Consider the following 17,780-nt stretch of genomic DNA (forward strand, 5'->3'; position numbering starts at 1 on the left):
TGTGTCGCAGCTTCAGGTTTTGTTGTTGAGCAGGTCGGCGAAGCCGTGGTTGACGTCGCGATGGCCGGCCTCGTCTTCGCGTACGGCGCGAATAACATCGGACAGGCGTGCGCCCTCCGGCAGGTCCCAGTACTGGATGGCGCGATCCGGTGCCGGGATGTTCTCGATCGCACCGGTCTCCACTTCCTCCAGGTAATCGGTATAGCTGATCACGGCCTCCTCCTCGAAGTAGCCGACGATCCGGTGCGCGGTGCGCGAGGAGACCACGTAAATCAGGAAATACAGCGTGTAGAAGAACCCCTGCGCCACGATGATCAGGAGCCGCTCCAGCCAGTTGGGCGAGGCGATCTCGATGAAGGTGAGCAGGTGCATGCGCTCGTTTTCGGCCTCGTCCATCAGCGTGCGGATCCAGCCGTGGTCGTTCTCCATGCGGCGCAGCGAGCGCAGATGCTGCAGTGTGGCGCCGACCATGCCGGGGACCCCCGCGACGGTTTCCAGCACCACGGCGCGGTGCCCGTAGCGGCGGGCAAAGAAGGTGTCGGCGAACAGGCGCATCAGCGATGTGAAGGCGCGTGCGACACGGTCGGAGAAATCGCGCGGTTCGTGATGGCGACTCAGGTCCGTTTCCTGGTTGATGCTCATACAGGCTCCCGGGCAGGGCGCAAAACCATGGATGTCCTGTCTCGAGAGTAGAGCCAGCCACCCTCACTGTCGTTCCGCCGTGTCACAAAAATGCGCCGTTTCGCGCAGCGCAGGAGCGTCTGGCGTTGAGGTTCGGGGCCGCTGCGTTCACAATACGCCCCTCTATATCTCCCGTGTGCGCGAACAAGCCGGCGGTTTTCTGGCGGCTCAAATTCGTGTGTGCGGATTCCCGCGCGGGCCCGGGCCGCGCCGCGCGGGGGCTAACGGGGCGTTGCCCCGGCCCTGAGCGAATCGATGATCAAACTGCGCACCTACGTCTACATGGATTCCCTCCAGCCCCAGCTGGCGGAATACATGGCCACCGTCTCCCAGGGCTTTCTGCCCGTGCCGGGGGACGCGTGCCTGTGGGTGGAGGTGTCGCCGGGCATGGCCGTGCACCGGCTGACCGACGTCGCGCTGAAGGCCACCCGGGTGCACCTCGCGCAGCAGGTGGTGGAGCGCGAGTTCGGTTCCATGGTGATCCACCATCGCGACCAGAGCGATGTGCAGGAGGCCGGTCGCGTGCTGTTGCAGCGCCTGGGGGCGGATCAGTCCGATCGCCAGCCCTGCCGTATCCCGTGGCAGGAGACGATCCGCGGCATGACGCCGGACCACACGGTGCTGATCAACCGCCAGAACCGGCGCGGCAACATGATCCTGCCCGACCAGAGCATGTTCATCCTCGAGGCGGAGCCGGCCGGCTACATCATCTATGCGGCCAATCAGGCGCTGAAGGCCTCCCATGTCTCGCTGATCGACGTGCGCGCGGTGGGCGCGTTTGGCCGCCTGACGCTGGCCGGCTCCGAGGCGGACATCGACGAGGCGGCGCGGGCGGCGATCCACGCCCTGCACAACCCCGCCGGAACATAAGATGCATCGCGCGCAACTGCTCGAGCTGCTCGCCCATCACCAGACCCCGTTCATCGAGGAAGCCGGCTTTGTGCGCCGCGCACTGGACTTCGTGCAGGCCCATCCGGACTGCTTCCACTGCGATCTCCTGCCGGCGCACGTGACCGGCTCGGCCTGGGTGGTCAGCCCGGATCGCGAGCGCGCGCTGCTCCTGCTGCATGGCAAGCACCACCGGTGGTTCCAGCCGGGCGGGCATGCCGATGGCCAGTCGGACATCCTGCAGGTCGCCCTGCGCGAGATCCACGAGGAAACGGGCCTGGCGCGGGAACATATCCACCTGGTGGCCGAGGACGTCTTCGACCTCGACATCCACACGATCCCGGCGAGCCCGCACTTCCCGATGCACGAGCACATCGACGTGCGTTTTCTGCTGGAGATCGACGACCGCCTTCCGGTCCCCGGCAGCCACGAATCGCACGACATCCTCTGGGTACCGCTGCAGCACGTCTCGCGCTACAACAACAGCCGTTCCCTCTGGCGCATGGTCGAGAAGACCCGCCGCCTGCGCACCTGGCTGCACACGCATCCACGCTGATCACGCGGCCCCAGGCCCGCTCAGCGTTTCCCTCAGCGGGGCTTGAACGGCGCGTAGTCCTCGAAGCCGCAGCTCATGCAGTGAAAGCGCGCCTCGTAGCCCGCGCCGTCATCGCGTGTGCGCATCGAGCCGGGCTGGAAGTTGAACGAATGCAGCGTGCAGCGCGGGCATCTCAGATTCGTCTCCCGGGGTGCCCGCAACTCCCCTGAATGGTCCGCCTGGCTGGTTCCCGAGGCGGGTTTATCGCCACTTGACCGTGCCGCCAGCTCTCCCTTCAGCTCGTCGGCGAGCGTGCGTGCCGCAGCCGCATGTTCATCGGCGGCCATCCCGGCCAGTTGATCGATCCGTTCCTTGAGTCGCGCCAGCTCGGCGGCGTCTGTCATGGTGGTTTCTCCTGTACCCCTTGGGCTGGGCGTTCCGTTGCCGGGCGCTGTTATGGAAGCTCGCGCCGTGGCTGTCTATGTTCAGGGAATCACATCCGGCAACAACAGGACACCCCGATGCGTACATCATGGCTGGCTTTGGCCCTGTTCGCGGCGGCAACCGTCGCGCAGGGGGACGAGATCACCGCGGATTCCCTGGTCGAGGAGGCCCGCGCCGAGGTCACCAGTATCGACCAGGAGGCCCTGCGCGAGCTGATCGCGAACGAGCCGGACCATGTCCTGATCGACGTGCGCTCGCACCAGGAGATCGAGCTGGGCGGCGGGCAGATCCGCTCGCACCTCACGCTCAACATCCCGCGGGGCGAGCTGGAGTTTCGCATCCCGGGTGCGGTGTCTGACAAGGGCACGGCGATCGTCGTCTACAGCGACGAGAACCGCCGCTCCGCCCTCGCGGCGCAGACGCTCGAGCGCATGGGGTATACCAACGTGCACAACTACGCCGGCGGCTTCCCCGAGTGGAAGGAGGCCGAGCTGCCGCTGTACGTGCTCGACAAGGCGCTGGATTCCTTCCTCTACGCTATGCCCCAGGAGGTGACCGATGGCGTGTGGTCCGCGATCGGTGCCACGCAGCCCTCGACCTACGAGAATTCGGGCCATAACAACAACCTGTCGTTCATCATCACCGACGATGGCGTGGTGGTGATGAACGCCGGCGACAACTATCTGCTGGCTCAGTCCCTGCACGAGGAGATCAAGAAGCGCACGGACCAGCCGGTGAAGTACGTGGTGCTGGAAAACGCCCAGGGACATGCGATGCTCGGCATGACCTACTGGCAGGAGCAGGGCGCCACCGTCATCGCGCATGAGGACGCCGCGCGCGAGATCGAGCAGAACGGCCAGCGCAGCCTGGAGGGCGCGCCGAACCGCACCCGTGACAAGGCGTTCCTGACCGAGCTCGGCACGCCGGACAAGATCTTCGAGGACCGCGTCGAGCTGGACATGGGGGGCGAGATTATCGAGGTGCTCTACCTCGGTCCCGCGCATGCCCCGGGGGACATCGCCCTGTGGGCCCCGGAACGCAAGACGCTGATCACCGGCGACCTCGCCTTCCACGAGCGCATGCTGCCGATCTTCGAGTACACCGACACCGCCGGCTGGATCGAGACCTGGGACAAGCTGGAGGCGATCGAGGCCGACTACATCATCCCCGGCCACGGCGGCCCGGTGACCGACTTGGAGCAGCTGCGCAAGTACACCCGCGACTACCTCGTCTTCCTGCGCGAGGAGGTGCAGGAGATCCTCGATACCGGTGGCACGCTGAACGATGCCTACAACATCGACCAGTCGGCCTACCGCCACCTGGACACCTACGACGAGCTCCACCGGCAAAACGCCGGCCGCGTCTTCCGCACCATGGAGTTCGAGGACTTCTGATGCCAACTGGCGGCGGGGGCCTCCCTCGCCGCTACTTCGACTTCAGCAGGTCGCGGATCTCCGCGAGCAGCTTTTCCTCGTTGCTGGGGGCGGGCGGCTCGGCGGGCGCGGCATCTTTTTTGCGCTGCAGCCGGCCAATCATCTTGATCGCGGCGAACACCACCATCGCGATGATCAGAAAGTCCACCACGCGCTTGATGAAGATGCCGTAATTGATCGTCACCGCGGCCACGCCGTTCTCCGCCTCGCGCAGCACGATCATCAGCTCCGAGAAATCGACCCCGCCGACCAGCAGGCCGATGGGCGGCATCAGCACGTCCGACACCAGCGACGACACGATCTGCCCGAACGCCAGCCCCACGATCACGCCTACGGCCATGTCGATGACATTGCCGCGCGCCACAAACTGTTTGAACTCCTCGACGATGCCCATGACCGTTCTCCTTTCCGGGAGGTAAAGAAGTTCCTATAGGCCAGCGCTAAGGCCGTTTCCATGGGCGGTGACGGGCCGTATTCAAGGCAATTATCGGTAGCCCCATGGGCGCGTGACTTGCGCAACTTCGTTCCGAGCGTCTAGAAATAGGTATATAGGCAATACAGGTTTGTATGGGGTGCCGTGCACGCGGCCCGGGGGAAAGCGCCATGAAACACACAGAAGCAGCATCTTCGACCATGGGTCACCGCCATCGGGGTATGCACCTCGTGCTCTGGTGCGTGACCGGACTGTTCTGGTGGGTGGCCTCCGCGGCGCAGGCGTCGCCGGGCCCGGATTTCAGCGAGCTCTTTGGTGACAGCGACTTTATCGAGATCATCGAACGCGACGAGGCGCTGGAGACGCGACCGACCGGGTACGTCTCGCAGGATGTCGAGCCGGATCATGTGCTCCGGATCGACCTCAACGAGGGCCAGGTACCGATTGGGCAGGGCGTGGTCTACGACGGCTTTCTGATCGACGGCCAGTTGCCGGGCCCGACCCTGCGCGTGACCGAGGGCGACATCGTGCGCATGGAGATCACCAATAGCGGGGCGGTGATGCATGGGGCGTCCTTCCATGCCGCCTACACCCAGACCTCCAAGCATGTCGGTTCGATCATGCCCGGGCAGACCAAGTCGATCACCTTCCGCGCCACCACGCCGGGGGTCTTCATGTATCACTGTGCGCCGGGCGGCCATGCGATCCCCATGCACGTGATGTTCGGCCAGTACGGGATGATGGTGGTCGAGCCGCGCGACAAGCCGTACCAGCTGGAAGAGGACCTGGGCCAGGAACCCGATCTGAAGCTCTACATGCTGCAGCACGAGCTGTACGCCAGTGGCAAGGAAGCGGTGGAGGGCGATCCCAGCTACACCGCCTTCAATGGCGAGCTGTTCCGCTACGTGGAAAACCCCATCCCCGTGCGCCCGGGCGACTACGTGCGTATGTACTTCCTGAACGTGGGGCCCAACCTGCTCTCGACCTTCCATATCGTCGGCATCGTCTGGGACTACGTGTACTGGCAGGGCCACCCCGAGGCCATGTGGCCCGGCGGGCAGACGGTCACCGCGGGCCCCTCGGACTCCTGGGTGATCGAGTTCCGGATACCCCCGGAGGAGGGCGTCTACACCATGCTGGATCATGGCGTGGGGGGCACCAGTCGCGGTGCCATCGGGCTGCTGGATGCCCGTGCGGACGCCGATACGCCTTCCGAGATCCTGGCCGAGGGCCCGAGCTACGAGCCGGCGGAACTGGAAGAGCGGATTGGCGAAGCGCGGCGAATTCTTTCGCCATTCGGCATCCCGGACGCCGATGCCAACCCGGTACCCGCGCGGGCCGATCGGCCGGTTCGGTTCAGCTCGGATATCGAGGAAGTCGTGATCGAGATGAAGGGCAATGCCTTCTACCCGAAGATCGTCGAGGTGGCGCCCGGCACCAAGATCACCTGGGTTAACGAGGATGTCTTCACCTACGGACACGGCGAGACCTCCGGTGCGCACAACGCGGTGGCCCTGAGCGGTCCGCAGTCGTTCGCCACTGAGTTGCTGGCACACGCCGAGAGCGACAGCGTCACCCTGACCGAGCCGGGCACCTACGACTACATCTGCGCCCCGCACCCCTACATGCAGGGCCGCATCATCGTGCGCGACAGCGACTGACTCCGGCCCGAGCGGGACAGCGCCCGCAACAGGCGGCGGTGATCGCCGCGCCGCAGGCAGGCTTCAGGAGCCGTGGGCGGCGCGGGAGTCGGAGGGGGCCTGGTCGCGGTCGTGCATGCCGTAGTCGCGCACGACCTCGGCCACGCGCAGGCGATAGTCGACGAAGATGCCGCCGCGCCCGGCCGCCTGCACCTGACGGTGCGCCTCCAGGTTGCGCCACTGGCGCACCGCGTGCTCGTCGCGCCAGAACGACAGCGACAGCACCTTGCCCGGCTGGCTCAGGCTCTCGAAACGTTCGATGGAGATGAAGCCGTCCACGTCCTTCAGGTGCTCGCGCAGGCGCGCGGCCGCGTCCAGGTAGTCCTGCTTGCGCTCGGCATGCGGTTCCACTTCAAAGATCACGGCAATCATGGCGGCTTCGCTATCGGCGGGATGAGGCGCCGATTAAAGCACGCCAAAGCCCATTGTGCGGAAGCCGCGGCGCACCTGTGACCCACGGCGCACCCGTCACCCAGCACCCGCTAGTCATCCCGGAAACCGCGCAGCGGTTATCCGGGATCTCCGCTCGCGGGATGGGTGCGGTCGGTGGGGCTTGCCGGTGCATGAGATCCCGGCTCTACGCTTCGCTTCGGCCGGGATGACCAGGTGTGGCGACCGCCGCTCGAGGCAGGGCCCCGAGCGATGACAGGCGGGTTCAGGCCGTCTCGGCCTCCCCGCTGGGGGAAGCCTCGCGGCGGATCAGGTAATCCACGTAGAGGAAGCCGAACGGCACGACGCCGAGGAACAGGACCAGTAGCCACTTCCACACCGGCCAGCCGCTAAGGTGGCTGGCGATCAGGGAAGTCGCGCCGTAGATGATGAACAGGATGCCGTGCACCCAGCCGACATAGGTGACGGCCAGCGGCATATCCGCATAGGTGCGTAGAGGCATCGCGATAAACAGCAGGGTAATGAGCGACAAACCCTCGAGAACGCTGATCAGGCGGAAAAATTTCATGGGAGGGACCGGAGGAACGGGAAACGCGGCGGAGGGTAGCACGAAGTGCGACGGGCGCCACGAAATGGACCAGGCAATGTGGCCGGTTTAATCCTTGCGCGGGTTGCGCACCGACTGGGCGTAGCCCTTGGCCCGGGCGCGGATCTCCTCGAAGAACAGCGCCTCCCAGCGTGTGTTGTGCTCGTCGGGCGAGAGGCTTCCGTCGGCCGGCTCGTTCTTCAGGCGTGTATCGGCTGCCGCCTCGGCCTCGTTCAGGATCTTGCTGAACACCTCCTGGGCAGCGGCGGCCGTAGGGTCGATCCCGTTGCGCTTGAGCACGTCGGCCAGCAGCGCACCGCCTTTTTTCCACTTCGACCAAAGCCTCACGCATCCTCCTCGGGCAGGGTGCAAGGAATTGGTGGCGGCCCCGCTATGGAATGATTGTGCCCAAAGCCTCTCGCGAAGATGAAGAGGCAGCACACGGACACGGTATTCTGCCTGCCGGGGCGTGAACCTCCGGCAGGCATGTATGGATTATTGGTCGGGATTGTGCCCCGGTGCCACTATCTCGATCACCAGGAATCGCAGTCGGCTACGGAGCAGCGTGATCTCGGCCAGCGAGTTCTTGCGCAGCCCCAGCAGACGCGAGCCCAGAGGGGACAGGATCGATATCTTGCCGCGCTCGGGCTGGGCATGCTCCGGCTCGCAAAGCTCGACCAGATAGGTTTCCTCGGTCTGCAGGTCCAGTAACCGGACGCAGCAGCCAGCCTGGATGACTTTCCCGCACTGGGGAGCTGTGTCCGTATGGGGTGTCTCGCTCTCGATCTTCTCGAGTAGCGAGGCCAGGTCGACTGGTGTGCCAATCGCGCCCCAGTAGTCCTGGCGGACCCAGCGATTGACCTGGGAATCGTAGGCTTGACGAAGGTAAGACGAATTCTTGCGCGCCACGGTCGCATCTCCTGTTCAGGTGTTAGAAGAAGGCATGGGCCGGGCGCGGAACATTCGGCGCCCGGCCTAAGTGAGGGTTCCCGTCATCGTGAGCTCCATCGTTTGATAAGTGTCTGTTAGAATTAAAGAAATAAGGATGCTACCCAGGCACCCCGAAAAAGGCAAATCCATGTGAATCGTGGCATTTTTAGTGTGCCTAATCCCGACCTTTCCGACCCCGAGTGCAAAGGAGCCTTCATGGCGAACGAGACGAACGACCCGCAACTGGAAATCAGCGTCAGTTCGGCGCGCGAACTGGTCGATATCGGCCTGGCCGTGTTGCTGGATATCCGCCAGCCCTTCGAGCTGGAGCTGGAGGGTGAGGTGGAAGGCGCGGTGTCGGTGCCGCTGTTCCGGCTGAAACAGCTGCTGGGGCGCGAGATCTCGGAGGAGGAGCAGGAGCTGCTGGACGCGGACGAGCCGGATGATCGCGACTTTCAGCACTTCCTCTCGCTGATCAATCGCTACCACGTGACGCAGGATCAGATCCTGCTGTGCCTGTGCAACAGCGGTCGGCGCAGCCTGCGCGCCGCCGAACTGCTGCGGGAGCTGGGCTATGCACGCTGTCTCTCGGTACGTGAGGGCTTTCGCGGCTGGAAGGACTAGGGGCCTGTCGTATTTTGGCGATTCGTTGACTGTCCGGCGATTCCGGGCCTTGTCGGGAACCCGTGGGCGTGCGTGGCTGTCGCTGGTGCAGCACGTAACGGGAGACAGGCATGCAGTCCACGGGTGAGCGGTTGGCGAATCACTGGATCACGAAGCGGCGCAGGTCGCCTGCGGCCATCGCGTTGAGCGTGTCGCTGGCGTTGTTCGCCGTACCGGCCGTTGGCGCTGCCGAGACCGGGGTCGAGGCCGAACTCGTGGAGGGTAACGAAGGCCCGTGGGCCGAGGGCGAGGCGCCGCCGCTGCTCGAGCTGGAGCAGTTCTTCCGCGATCCGCAGCATGCCGCCGGGCGCATCTCGCCGGATGGCGACTACGTGGCACTGGTGAGCGCCCACGAGGGTGCGATGAACCTGCACCTGATGGAGCGGGGCGAGCCCCTGGAGTCGGCGCGTCCGCTGACCGAGGAGCCGCGTTCCATCATGGGCTTTTTCTGGTCGCGCGACGGGCGGCACCTGATTTTCGTGCGCGATCGCGACGGCGACGAGAACCTGGAACTGCGCGTGATCGCGCTGGAGGACGCCGCCGGGCAGGATGGCATCCCCGAGTCGCGCCGGCTCGCCGGGGGTGATGGCGTGCAGGCGCGGGTGCAGCATGTCCCGCGCTCGACCCCGGAGTACATCTTCGTCGGGCTGAACGAACGCGACCCGCGCCTGCACGATGTCTATCGCGTATCGCTGGAGACCGGCGAGAAGACGCTTGTGGCGAAGAACACCGCCGAGATCGAGGGCTGGGGCTTCCACGAAGGCGAACTGCGCAAGGCGGTGCGCACCACGGACGACGCGGGCACCGAGATCCTGCGCGTGAAGTCGCAGGACGAGTTCGAGTCCATCTACACCTGCGCGTTCGGCGAGACCTGCTCCATCGCCAACTTCCACCCCGACGGCGAGCGGCTCTATATGCGCACCAACGCGGGGGACGAGCGTGACTTGGTCGAGCTGGTCCTGTTTGACCCGGCCACCGGCAAAGAAGAGCTGGTGCACCGCGACCCGGAGGGCGAAGTCGACCTCGGTGGCGCGAAGTTCTCCGACCGGGACCATCGCCTACTGGCCACCGTGTACACCGGGGATCGCCAGCGCATCTATGCCCATGACGAGGACTTCGAGTCGCACCTGGAGTGGCTGCGCGAAGAGCTGGGCGAGGGCGAGCTGGAGATCACCTCGCGCACCCGTGACGAGTCCCTCTGGACGGTCGGGGTCATCCGGGACACCGACCCGGGCAGCGTCTATCTGGCGAACACTGAGGCGCGCGAGATCGAACTACTGTACGAGGGGCGCCCGGATCTGCCGCGCGAGCACCTCGCGCCGATGGAGCCGATCCGCTACACCGCGCGCGACGGCCAGGAGATCCCCGGCTACCTGACGCTGCCACATGGCGTGGAGCCGGAAGGCCTGCCGCTGGTGGTGATGCCGCACGGCGGCCCGTGGATTCGCGATACCTGGGGCTACAGCGGCACCGTGCAGTTCCTCGCCAACCGCGGCTATGCGGTATTTCAGCCCAACTTCCGTGGCTCCTCCGGTTTCGGCAAGGAGTTCCTCAACGCCGGCAACCAGGAGTGGGGCACGGGCGTGATGCAGCACGACGTCACCGACGGCGTGAAATACCTGATCGACCAGGGCATCGCCGATCCCGACCGGGTCGCGATCTTCGGGGCCTCCTATGGGGGCTACTCGGCCCTGGCCGGGCTCACCTGGACGCCCGAGCTGTACGCCGCCGGCATCTCCATGGTCGGGCCGTCCAACCTGATCACGCTGATGGAGTCCATCCCGCCGTATTGGGAGGCCGGCATCCGCCGCATGCACGGCCGCGTCGGCGATCCGGAAGACCCCGAAGACCGCGAGCGCCTCAAGGCGCAGTCGCCGCTGTTCCACGTCGAGAACATCCAGGCCCCGCTGATGGTCGGGCAGGGCGCGAATGACCCGCGCGTGAAGCAGCAGGAGTCCGACCAGATCGTCGCGGCGCTGCGCGAGGCCGGGCACCCGGTCGAATACCTGTTGGCCCCGGACGAGGGCCACGGCCTGGTCGACCAGACCAACCGGCTCGCCTTCTTCGCCGGGCTGGAAACCTTCCTGGCCGAACACCTGGGCGGCCGCCATCAGGCGGACTACCCCGAGGCCGTGCAGGAGCGCCTGGACCTGCTGCGCCAGGACGTCGACGAGGTGGAGGCTCCGTAAGGGTCTAGCGCGCCCTGCCCGAGGAGGATGCGTGCAGCCTCGGTGAAGGTGAAACAGCGATGCGCTGTGGGTCGGCAAGCTCAAGCTGCATTCAGAGGAGGTTGTGCGCGACTACGTTATGCGCCAGCGCGGCCAGGCGGCGCTCGACTTCCCCGCTGTCCACGGGCGCTGTAGGTCGCCCAGTATTCCGGCAGGCCGTGCAGTGTCCCGCACGGCTGCGGGGTCAGAACAGTTCGATCTCGCCCGCCTCGATTGGCGTGGGCTTGATTGCACCTTCCTCGACCAGCCGGTCATACAGGCAGACTCGGTTCTTGCCGTGCGCCTTGGCGTGGTACAGGGCCTGGTCGGCCTCGTCGAGTGCCGCGCTGGCGGTCTTGTAGGGCGCCAGCCGCGTCACGCCGATACTGGTGGTGAGCCGCCCTACCCGTGGTAGTGGGTACTCGGCTACAGCGCGGCGCAGCCGGTCAAAGGTGGCAATGGCCTGGCTGGCGTCGGCGAACTCGGCCAGTACCACGAATTCCTCGCCGCCGAAGCGGTAGACCAGGTCGTTCTCGCGGAAGCTTTGTTTCAGCAGGCGCGCGAGCAGGATCAGTACTTCATCGCCATACACATGGCCGAAACCGTCGTTGATCTTCTTGAAGTCGTCGGCGTCGATCACGCCCAGCCAGACGCCGGTCTGCCCCGGCTCTTGCAGCTGGCGGCGGTCTTCCGGCAATCCCGGCATCGGGCTGATCCGCTCGAGCGTTGTCAGATCATGGAAATTGTCATCGAAGGTCTTGCGGTTGAGCAGCCCGGTGAGCGCGTCGGTCTGGGCATCATCAATCAGATTGACGAAATTGCGATAGACCAGGAGAAAGCTTTCCACTAGGCGCTGGTCCACTCGCTTGCTGCCCAGGTGCCGGTCAAAGGCGAATACCAGGCAGATGCTGAATTCTTTGAGTCCCGACATCGGGAAGATCGATATCGCGCGACCCGCTTCGTCCTGATCCGCGACCCAGTGTCCGCTGGCCAGTGCCTGATCCAGCAGCCCCGCGGGCACAAAGGGATGTTCGGGGTCGAAGGGCACGCTCATCACCGCGTCGCGCTTGCGATCGTAGAAGTGCAGGCTCCGGGGGCGGCCTTCGGCATCGAACCGGATGGTCCGGGTGCAGGCGGACTCGTAGATGTCGTCCAGGGTCTTGAGCAGACTGTGTTCCAGTCGCTGGGCATCACGTATGCCCGTCAGTTGGGCTAGTCCGTCCAGCAGGTCTCGACCGCTGTTCATGGCATTGTTCTCGTGGCGGCGAAGGCGCTGTGTGGTTCTTCGCAGATGCTTTCAGGGTACCAGCGAAAAGACAAGCTCGAGCTGTGTGACGCTGGGATTTCCCTGCCGGGCTCGTTTCACCGGGTTACGCAGATGGATCCATTCCGCAGACGCCGAGAAGGGACCCGAAGTGGAGGGCCGTAATGCCCAGCCGGTTGCTCGCCAGGTTTGGAGTCGAAAACAACAGGGCCCTCCGAAGAGGGCCCTGACGTGATCCTGCGCGGGGGATCAGTTGGAGAAGAAGCGCACGCTCGGGTCGGCCATGTAGGCGCCGACTTCTTCCGGATCGGCGGGGGTGATGCCGTCCAGCAGGTCCGCCTCGGTGTAGTCAGTGTTGGGCAGGAAGATCGCGCAGGTTTCCACCTTGGCACCGTTGTTGATGAGGTTCATCAGCAGCTGCTGGGCGTTGCGACCGGCGGGCTCCATGGTCGGGCCGTCGAAGTCTTCGGTGGCCATGGTAGCGGCCGGGCCGCACAGCAGCACGCGGATCTCCTGACCCTGACTCATGGTCTGGTTCGCCAGCACCATGGACATGAACTGGGTGTGGTCGTCGGCCGAGGTCAGGCTTACGAACAGCTTGTTGGGTTCGGCAGCCTGAGCTGCACCACTGGCACCGGCAATGGCGAGAACGGCGGAAGCGGCGAGCGTCTTGAGGGTTCGCATAGAATCTCCTTCGGTCTTCGTATGAGCGAATCACAAGATAAGCACATGCTAATGGATAGGGCAAGGGCTACTCGCAAGGCTGGGGCCATACAAAGCACGCACCTTCGAAATTGGTTTCCCTACGCACTTTTCGAAAGTGGGTGTCCCTTCGCAGTTCTCGAAAATGCGAAGGTCCTCTGCTTCAGCAACCGGCTGCACCATCCGGGTGGAGGAGCCGGGTGCGGGGGCACCGCATCCGGCAACAACCGTTGAGGGCGGCAGGCTTAGTGGCCGTGGGTCTCGTGCGCATCCACCGGGTCTTCGAACGCGATGAACAGGATGCAGTCCTCGTCCGAGATGCAGTGGGTGGTGTGCGCCAGGCGCGGCGGGCCGTAGGCGTAGGTCCCCGGTCGGAGTACAACCGGCTCCTGGTCGTCGTAATCCACCTGCATCTCGCCCTGAACGAGCACCATGCGTTCGGCGCTGGTGTGCCAGTGGTGGGGCGCGGTGCTGTTGCCCGGCAGCAGGAAGAACACATCGGCGTTGGGTTCGGCCGGGTCGCCCTGGAGGACGGCCAGGCGGCAGTCGTCGGGCATAAACGCCGGGCAGGGGTTCCATTCGAGGTCGGGGGAGTCCGGATCCCAGATGAAGGCCTGGCCGTCGTCGGCCCCCAGGCTCGCCAAGGGGGCGGCCAGGGCGAGCGCGGCGGCAGCCGTGGCCAGGTGGCGAAGCGCTCCCGCGGGCCGGGTCGAGTGGTCGTACATGATGCACCTCCTGTGGTCCATGGCTTGCGCGGCCTGTGGTCCATGGCTTGCGCGGCCGCGGGCCGGGCGTGACCTTGGCTTTGGCATGGCGGCCCCGCCACAGAGATTGGTGTGCGCGGCCTGTATCCAGGATTCTGGCTTGGGCCGGTCGGGGTCGCTTCCACAATCTTGCGGCGGGGGAGCGGATGTTGCGGTTACCGCGTCGGCCGAGGGTGGCGGTCGCCTTCACGGGCCGGCTCCTTCATCGCGAGGCGCGCTGCGCCGTGGCGATCGCTGAAGGGATGCCCGGCCGCTGATCGAGGCGGAGGTCCGGGGTTGCGTTTGGAGATGGCCACGGCCCCTCCGGGGCCTCGCCATGACGAGGCGGGGGCCGAGCTGGTTGGCCTCTGCTTTCTCGGGCCGGTTCCGTCATCGCGAGGCGCGCTGCGCCGTGGCGATCGCTGACGGGATGCCCGGCCGCTGATCGAGGCGGAGGTCCGGGGTTGCGTTTGGAGATGGCCACGGCCCCTCCGGGCCTCGCCATGACGAGGCCGGGAGCGAGCTGGTTGGCCTCTGCTTTCTCGGGCCGGTTCTGTCATCGCGAGGCGCGTAGCGCCGTGGCGATCGCTGACGGGATGCCCGGCCGCTGATCGAGGCGGACGTCCGGGGTTGCGTTTGGAGATGGCCACGGCCCCTCCGGGGCCTCGCCATGACGAGGCGGGGAGTGGGCTTGCTGCCCTTTGGTTGCCGCGCTGGTGGTCTAGCGGGAGGTCTCGGTCTTGCGCGCCTCGGCCTCGCTGCGTTGCTCCGGGGTGAGCTGCTGGTGGACGTAGTCGCGGGCTTCCGCGGCCGGCTTGTGGCCCTGATCGGCTGCGCGCGCGAACCAGACCCAGGCACCGGGCAGGTCGGCCTCCACGCCACGGCCCTCGGCGAGCACGATGCCCATGTTGTACTGCGCCGGGGCCAGCCCCTGCCGCGCCGAGGCCAGGTACCAGGCGGCCGCGGCCGCCTCGTCCTGAGCCACCCCTAGCCCCCGTTCCAGGAGGACGCCCAGATTCGCCTGAGCCAGGGGATGGCCGGCTTCGGCCGCGGCGCGATACCAGTGGGCCGCCGCCGCCAGGTCTTCGTGCGTGCCGTTGCCGTCGCGGCAGAGGTTGCCCAGGCGGGCTGCGGCGTCCGGGTCTCCGGCCTCGGCGGCTTGCCGATACCAGTGGGCGGCGCCGGTCATGTCGGTTGCTACACCGTCGCCCTGTTCCAGGGCCAGGGCGAGGTTGAAGGCCGCGTCGCGGTGTCCCGCCTCGGCGGCCTGGGCGTAGTACTCGGCTGCCGCGGCCCGATCGCGCGCGCATCCGCTGCCTTGCTGGTGCGCGACACCGAGACTGTTCAGGGCGTCGGGGTCGCCGTGCTCCGCAGAGCGTTTCCACCACTGGACGGCTTCGGTGGCGGCGGCCTCGTCGCCCGCGTTCTGCAGCAGCACGGCCAGGTTGTTCTGCGCCACGATGTGACCCGCCTCGGCCGCATGGCGGTACCAGTGTCGGGCCGCGTCGGCATCGGCGGGGTCGGCCTTCTCCGCCATCACGCCCAGGTTGAAGCTGGCATCGCTCAGCCCCTGCTCCGCGGCCTGTTCCCAGTACCCGCGCGCACGCTCGGCATTGGCCTCCAGCCCCAGGCCGTCGGCATACAGAATCCCCATGCCTAACTGGGCCCAGGCCGAGCCGGCCTCGGCGCTGGCCGCCCACAGTTCCCCGGCGGTCCGATAGTCGCCGCGTTCAAACGCGGCAAAGCCGTCCTGATCGGCAATGCTCGGACCTTCGGGCTGTTCCGGGTCCGGGGAGTCGGCAGGCGTACCCATGGTGGTGGTTCTCGCTGGCAATGTTTGCGGAGCGCCCGAGCATACAGCCTGGGCACTCGGCCGCAAGCAACCCCGGGCGCTGACCACCCCGTTGCGGAGCGGACACGATGGGTGTCCTCGTCTTCGTTGCCCCCGTGAGGCTTCACCACACGGAGAAGCAAACACCGTCATCGCGAGGCGCGCAGCGCCGTGGCGATCTCTGTGGATGTCCTCGGCGCTGATCGAGGCGGACGTCTGGGTTGGATTCGGAGATGGCCACGGCCCCTGCGGGACCTCGCCATGACGCGGCAGAGAAGGTGGGTGTCCTCGTCTTCGTCGCCCCTTTGAGGTTTCACCACACGGAGAAGCAAACACCGTCATCGCGAGGCGCGCAGCGCCGTGGCGATCTCTGTGGATGTCCTCGGCGCTGATCGAGGCGGACGTCTGGGTTGGATTCGGAGATGGCCACGGCCCCTGCGGGACCTCGCCATGACGCGGCAGAGAAGGTGGGTGTCCTCGTCTTCGTCGCCCCTTTGAGGTTTCATCACGACGGAGAAGCAAACACCGTCATCGCGAGGCGCGCAGCGCCGTGGCGATCTCTGTGGATGTCCCCGGCGCTGATCGAGGCGGACGTTTGGGGCTGCATTCGGAGATGGCCACGGCCCCTGCGGGACCTCGCCATGACGCGGCAGGGAAGAAGGATGTGTTCTTGTTGACCTTTGCTCAGGTATGCCCTGGTGCGTGTCCCTGGCGGGGGCTGTCGAGTTCGAGCAGCTCCAGGCGATGATTGCCGGTGGGGTTGGGGCCCGAGGGGCCCTGAACGAGGAGGGCGAGACCGTCGTGGATGGCGTTCTCGGCGAGCCACTGGCGCGCAAAGTCGTTCCAGTCGCTGCGGTCCTCAGCGACTGCCACCGGCTGGACGCCGTAGGAGAACTGCAGGTTCTGGGCGGTTTCCGGATCCGGGGTGAAGGCGGCGACCCAGCAGGGCAGGCGCAGGCGCGCGATGCGCCGGGCGGTCGCGCCACTGAGCGTGGGCGCCAGGGTGACGCGCGGCAGGCGCCGTTGCGCGGTGTGGAATACGCTGCGCGCGATCAGGTCGACCGCGCGATCGTGCCCGGCTTCTTCGGGCTCGTCTGGACTATCCGGGGCCATGCCGCTGTCACGCTCCGGTTCGATCGAGCGGGCGATAGCGGCCAGCATCGCCACGGATTCCACCGGATAACGCCCCATGGCCGATTCGCCGGAGAGCATTACGCAGTCCGTACCGCCGAGGATGGCATTCGCCACGTCGGTGGCCTCGGCGCGCGTGGGCCGGCGTGAGGTGACCATGGACTCCAGCATCTGGGTGGCGGTGATCACCGGACGGTTGTGCTGGTTGGCGCGCCGGGTGATGCGGCGCTGGGCGCGGGCGATGCTCGCGATCGGGATCTCCACCCCCAGATCCCCGCGCGCCACCATGATGCCGTCCGCCGCCTCGAGGATGCCGTCGAGCTGCTCCAGCGCCGCGGCCCGTTCGATCTTGGCGATGATGAAGGGGTTGTAGCCCAGCGCCTCCGCCGCCTTGCGCACGGCCAGGATGTCGTCGCCGTCGACGACGAAGCTCTGGCTCACGGCATCCACGCCATGTTCCGCCGCAAACCGCAGCCAGTCGTGATCGTCCAGGGTAAAGGCACGGATGCCCAGGTCGATACCCGGCAGGTTCAGGCCCTTACGCGAGCGCAGCTCGCCGCCGGTCAGCACGCGGCAGGCGACCTCGCGGCCCTCGACCGATACCACCTCCAGCTCGATGTAGCCGTCATTCAGAAACAGCGCATCACCGGGCTGTACCGCCTCCGGCAGCTCGGAGAACGACACGCTGACACGAGAAGCATCGCCGACGCAGTCCTCCGTGGTCAGCGTGATCGTCGCGCCGGGCTCCAGTTCGATCGGCTCCTCGGCCAGCTCGCCGATCCGCATCTTGGGCCCCGGCAGGTCGCCGAGTATCGCGACGCGGGCGCCGGTCTCCTGCGCCGCCTCGCGGATACGGCCGATTAGCTCGGTGTGGTAGGCGGCATCGCCGTGCGAGAAGTTCAGCCGTGTCACATTGAGCCCGGCCTGCATCATCCGCCGCAGCGTGTCCGGGGAGTCGGACGCCGGCCCGATGGTGGCCACTATCTTTGTCTTCTGTGCGGGAAACGGCATGGGCAGGCCCTTACTCGATCAATGCCCCTTGAGGGTAAACCGTCCGCGCCAGCCTGTCGCCGCTGGGCTTTCTGGTTCGTCCGCCGTCAGGTGGGGGGACAACTGGCGCTGAACGACGAGTAGCTGCAGCATCAAGAGGGTGGGTGTCCTCTTCTTCCTTCTCTACTTCTTGCATCGAATATCTCCCTGCGGGCGGTCGGTGTTTGCC

The 17,780-nt window shown here is 66.1% G+C and carries 18 protein-coding genes; 6 read left to right on the top strand and 12 right to left on the bottom strand.

Annotated elements, in window-relative coordinates; translation table 11 throughout:
- Positions 1-12 precede the first annotated feature (12 nt).
- Positions 13-642, bottom strand: coding sequence for an alternative oxidase (locus C936_RS0108985; protein ID WP_018174821.1), 630 nt, complete (start codon positions 640-642; stop codon positions 13-15).
- A 294-nt stretch (positions 643-936) separates the two neighbouring features.
- Between C936_RS0108985 and C936_RS0108990 the strand changes: the two genes are divergently transcribed.
- A complete protein-coding gene (locus C936_RS0108990) occupies positions 937-1,551 on the top strand; it encodes a microcompartments protein (RefSeq protein WP_018137866.1) in 615 nt (204 codons plus the stop codon).
- A 1-nt stretch (position 1,552) separates the two neighbouring features.
- Positions 1,553-2,125, top strand: coding sequence for an NUDIX hydrolase (locus C936_RS0108995; RefSeq protein ID WP_018174822.1), 573 nt, complete (start codon positions 1,553-1,555; stop codon positions 2,123-2,125).
- 32 nt (positions 2,126-2,157) lie between these two features.
- Here the strand turns inward: C936_RS0108995 and C936_RS0109000 are convergent, their stop codons facing one another.
- The gene (locus tag C936_RS0109000; protein WP_018174823.1) at positions 2,158-2,508 is read right to left on the bottom strand and encodes a hypothetical protein; all 351 of its coding nucleotides are present in this window, start codon (positions 2,506-2,508) and stop codon (positions 2,158-2,160) included.
- 117 nt (positions 2,509-2,625) lie between these two features.
- On the opposite strand from C936_RS0109000, the gene C936_RS0109005 reads away from it, so the two are divergent.
- Positions 2,626-3,942, top strand: coding sequence for a rhodanese-like domain-containing protein (locus tag C936_RS0109005; protein WP_018174824.1), 1,317 nt, complete (start codon positions 2,626-2,628; stop codon positions 3,940-3,942).
- Positions 3,943-3,973: 31 nt separating this feature from the next.
- On the opposite strand, the gene mscL is transcribed toward C936_RS0109005, so the two are convergent.
- On the bottom strand, positions 3,974-4,375 hold the full coding sequence (mscL, locus tag C936_RS0109010) for a large-conductance mechanosensitive channel protein MscL (RefSeq protein ID WP_018137870.1): 402 nt from the start codon (positions 4,373-4,375) through the stop codon (positions 3,974-3,976).
- Between the two features lie 239 nt (positions 4,376-4,614).
- Between mscL and C936_RS0109015 the strand changes: the two genes are divergently transcribed.
- A complete protein-coding gene (locus C936_RS0109015; protein ID WP_018648964.1) occupies positions 4,615-6,075 on the top strand; it encodes a plastocyanin/azurin family copper-binding protein in 1,461 nt (486 codons plus the stop codon).
- A gap of 63 nt (positions 6,076-6,138) precedes the next feature.
- On the opposite strand, the gene C936_RS0109020 is transcribed toward C936_RS0109015, so the two are convergent.
- The 4 genes from C936_RS0109020 to C936_RS0109035 all read right to left on the bottom strand — a co-directional run bounded on the left by C936_RS0109020 (position 6,139) and on the right by C936_RS0109035 (position 7,999).
- A complete protein-coding gene (locus C936_RS0109020; protein ID WP_018174826.1) occupies positions 6,139-6,486 on the bottom strand; it encodes an antibiotic biosynthesis monooxygenase in 348 nt (115 codons plus the stop codon).
- 283 nt (positions 6,487-6,769) lie between these two features.
- Positions 6,770-7,072, bottom strand: coding sequence for a DUF3817 domain-containing protein (locus C936_RS0109025; protein WP_018137873.1), 303 nt, complete (start codon positions 7,070-7,072; stop codon positions 6,770-6,772).
- Between the two features lie 87 nt (positions 7,073-7,159).
- On the bottom strand, positions 7,160-7,438 hold the full coding sequence (locus C936_RS0109030; RefSeq protein WP_018174827.1) for a hypothetical protein: 279 nt from the start codon (positions 7,436-7,438) through the stop codon (positions 7,160-7,162).
- A gap of 147 nt (positions 7,439-7,585) precedes the next feature.
- Positions 7,586-7,999 carry a GreA/GreB family elongation factor gene (locus C936_RS0109035; protein WP_018174828.1) on the bottom strand — a complete coding sequence of 138 codons (414 nt, stop codon included), beginning with the start codon at positions 7,997-7,999 and terminating at the stop codon, positions 7,586-7,588.
- 237 nt (positions 8,000-8,236) lie between these two features.
- Here C936_RS0109035 and C936_RS0109040 point away from each other — a divergent pair, with 237 nt between their 5' ends.
- Together C936_RS0109040 and C936_RS0109045 are read left to right on the top strand one after the other, a co-directional pair.
- Positions 8,237-8,644 carry a rhodanese-like domain-containing protein gene (locus C936_RS0109040; protein ID WP_018137876.1) on the top strand — a complete coding sequence of 136 codons (408 nt, stop codon included), beginning with the start codon at positions 8,237-8,239 and terminating at the stop codon, positions 8,642-8,644.
- A gap of 110 nt (positions 8,645-8,754) precedes the next feature.
- Positions 8,755-10,872: a S9 family peptidase gene (locus tag C936_RS0109045; protein ID WP_018174829.1), complete on the top strand. Its 2,118-nt coding sequence runs from the start codon at positions 8,755-8,757 to the stop codon at positions 10,870-10,872.
- Between the two features lie 223 nt (positions 10,873-11,095).
- Here C936_RS0109045 and C936_RS0109050 read toward each other — a convergent pair whose 3' ends face one another.
- The 5 genes from C936_RS0109050 to pyk all read right to left on the bottom strand — a co-directional run bounded on the left by C936_RS0109050 (position 11,096) and on the right by pyk (position 17,572).
- Positions 11,096-12,136, bottom strand: coding sequence for a diguanylate cyclase (locus C936_RS0109050; protein WP_018174830.1), 1,041 nt, complete (start codon positions 12,134-12,136; stop codon positions 11,096-11,098).
- A 267-nt stretch (positions 12,137-12,403) separates the two neighbouring features.
- Positions 12,404-12,838: a DsrE family protein gene (locus C936_RS0109055; RefSeq protein ID WP_018137879.1), complete on the bottom strand. Its 435-nt coding sequence runs from the start codon at positions 12,836-12,838 to the stop codon at positions 12,404-12,406.
- A gap of 263 nt (positions 12,839-13,101) precedes the next feature.
- Positions 13,102-13,581, bottom strand: a complete 480-nt coding sequence (locus C936_RS0109060) for a cupin domain-containing protein (protein ID WP_018174831.1) — start codon at positions 13,579-13,581, stop codon at positions 13,102-13,104.
- A 739-nt stretch (positions 13,582-14,320) separates the two neighbouring features.
- On the bottom strand, positions 14,321-15,412 hold the full coding sequence (locus C936_RS0109065) for a tetratricopeptide repeat protein (RefSeq protein WP_018173989.1): 1,092 nt from the start codon (positions 15,410-15,412) through the stop codon (positions 14,321-14,323).
- A 702-nt stretch (positions 15,413-16,114) separates the two neighbouring features.
- Positions 16,115-17,572: a pyruvate kinase gene (pyk, locus tag C936_RS0109070; RefSeq protein ID WP_018173990.1), complete on the bottom strand. Its 1,458-nt coding sequence runs from the start codon at positions 17,570-17,572 to the stop codon at positions 16,115-16,117.
- Between the last annotated feature and the right edge of the window lie 208 nt (positions 17,573-17,780).

The organism is Thioalkalivibrio sp. ALJ4 (assembly GCF_000377225.1).
Classification (GTDB): Bacteria; Pseudomonadota; Gammaproteobacteria; order Ectothiorhodospirales; family Ectothiorhodospiraceae; genus Thioalkalivibrio.

What these genes read in the sequence shown, in the direction of transcription:
- C936_RS0109040 (WP_018137876.1), top strand. Translation starts at nt 8,237, where the DNA reads ATGGCGAACGAGACGAACGACCCGCAACTGGAAATCAGCGTCAGTTCG.
- C936_RS0109050 (WP_018174830.1), bottom strand. Translation starts at nt 12,136, where the DNA reads ATGAACAGCGGTCGAGACCTGCTGGACGGACTAGCCCAACTGACGGGC.
- C936_RS0108985 (WP_018174821.1), bottom strand. Translation starts at nt 642, where the DNA reads ATGAGCATCAACCAGGAAACGGACCTGAGTCGCCATCACGAACCGCGC.
- C936_RS0109025 (WP_018137873.1), bottom strand. Translation starts at nt 7,072, where the DNA reads ATGAAATTTTTCCGCCTGATCAGCGTTCTCGAGGGTTTGTCGCTCATT.
- C936_RS0109015 (WP_018648964.1), top strand. Translation starts at nt 4,615, where the DNA reads ATGGGTCACCGCCATCGGGGTATGCACCTCGTGCTCTGGTGCGTGACC.
- C936_RS0109055 (WP_018137879.1), bottom strand. Translation starts at nt 12,838, where the DNA reads ATGCGAACCCTCAAGACGCTCGCCGCTTCCGCCGTTCTCGCCATTGCC.
- C936_RS0109000 (WP_018174823.1), bottom strand. Translation starts at nt 2,508, where the DNA reads ATGACAGACGCCGCCGAGCTGGCGCGACTCAAGGAACGGATCGATCAA.
- C936_RS0109020 (WP_018174826.1), bottom strand. Translation starts at nt 6,486, where the DNA reads ATGATTGCCGTGATCTTTGAAGTGGAACCGCATGCCGAGCGCAAGCAG.
- C936_RS0109005 (WP_018174824.1), top strand. Translation starts at nt 2,626, where the DNA reads ATGCGTACATCATGGCTGGCTTTGGCCCTGTTCGCGGCGGCAACCGTC.
- C936_RS0109045 (WP_018174829.1), top strand. Translation starts at nt 8,755, where the DNA reads ATGCAGTCCACGGGTGAGCGGTTGGCGAATCACTGGATCACGAAGCGG.
- C936_RS0108990 (WP_018137866.1), top strand. Translation starts at nt 937, where the DNA reads ATGATCAAACTGCGCACCTACGTCTACATGGATTCCCTCCAGCCCCAG.
- C936_RS0108995 (WP_018174822.1), top strand. Translation starts at nt 1,553, where the DNA reads ATGCATCGCGCGCAACTGCTCGAGCTGCTCGCCCATCACCAGACCCCG.
- C936_RS0109065 (WP_018173989.1), bottom strand. Translation starts at nt 15,412, where the DNA reads ATGGGTACGCCTGCCGACTCCCCGGACCCGGAACAGCCCGAAGGTCCG.
- mscL (WP_018137870.1), bottom strand. Translation starts at nt 4,375, where the DNA reads ATGGGCATCGTCGAGGAGTTCAAACAGTTTGTGGCGCGCGGCAATGTC.
- C936_RS0109060 (WP_018174831.1), bottom strand. Translation starts at nt 13,581, where the DNA reads ATGTACGACCACTCGACCCGGCCCGCGGGAGCGCTTCGCCACCTGGCC.
- pyk (WP_018173990.1), bottom strand. Translation starts at nt 17,572, where the DNA reads ATGCCGTTTCCCGCACAGAAGACAAAGATAGTGGCCACCATCGGGCCG.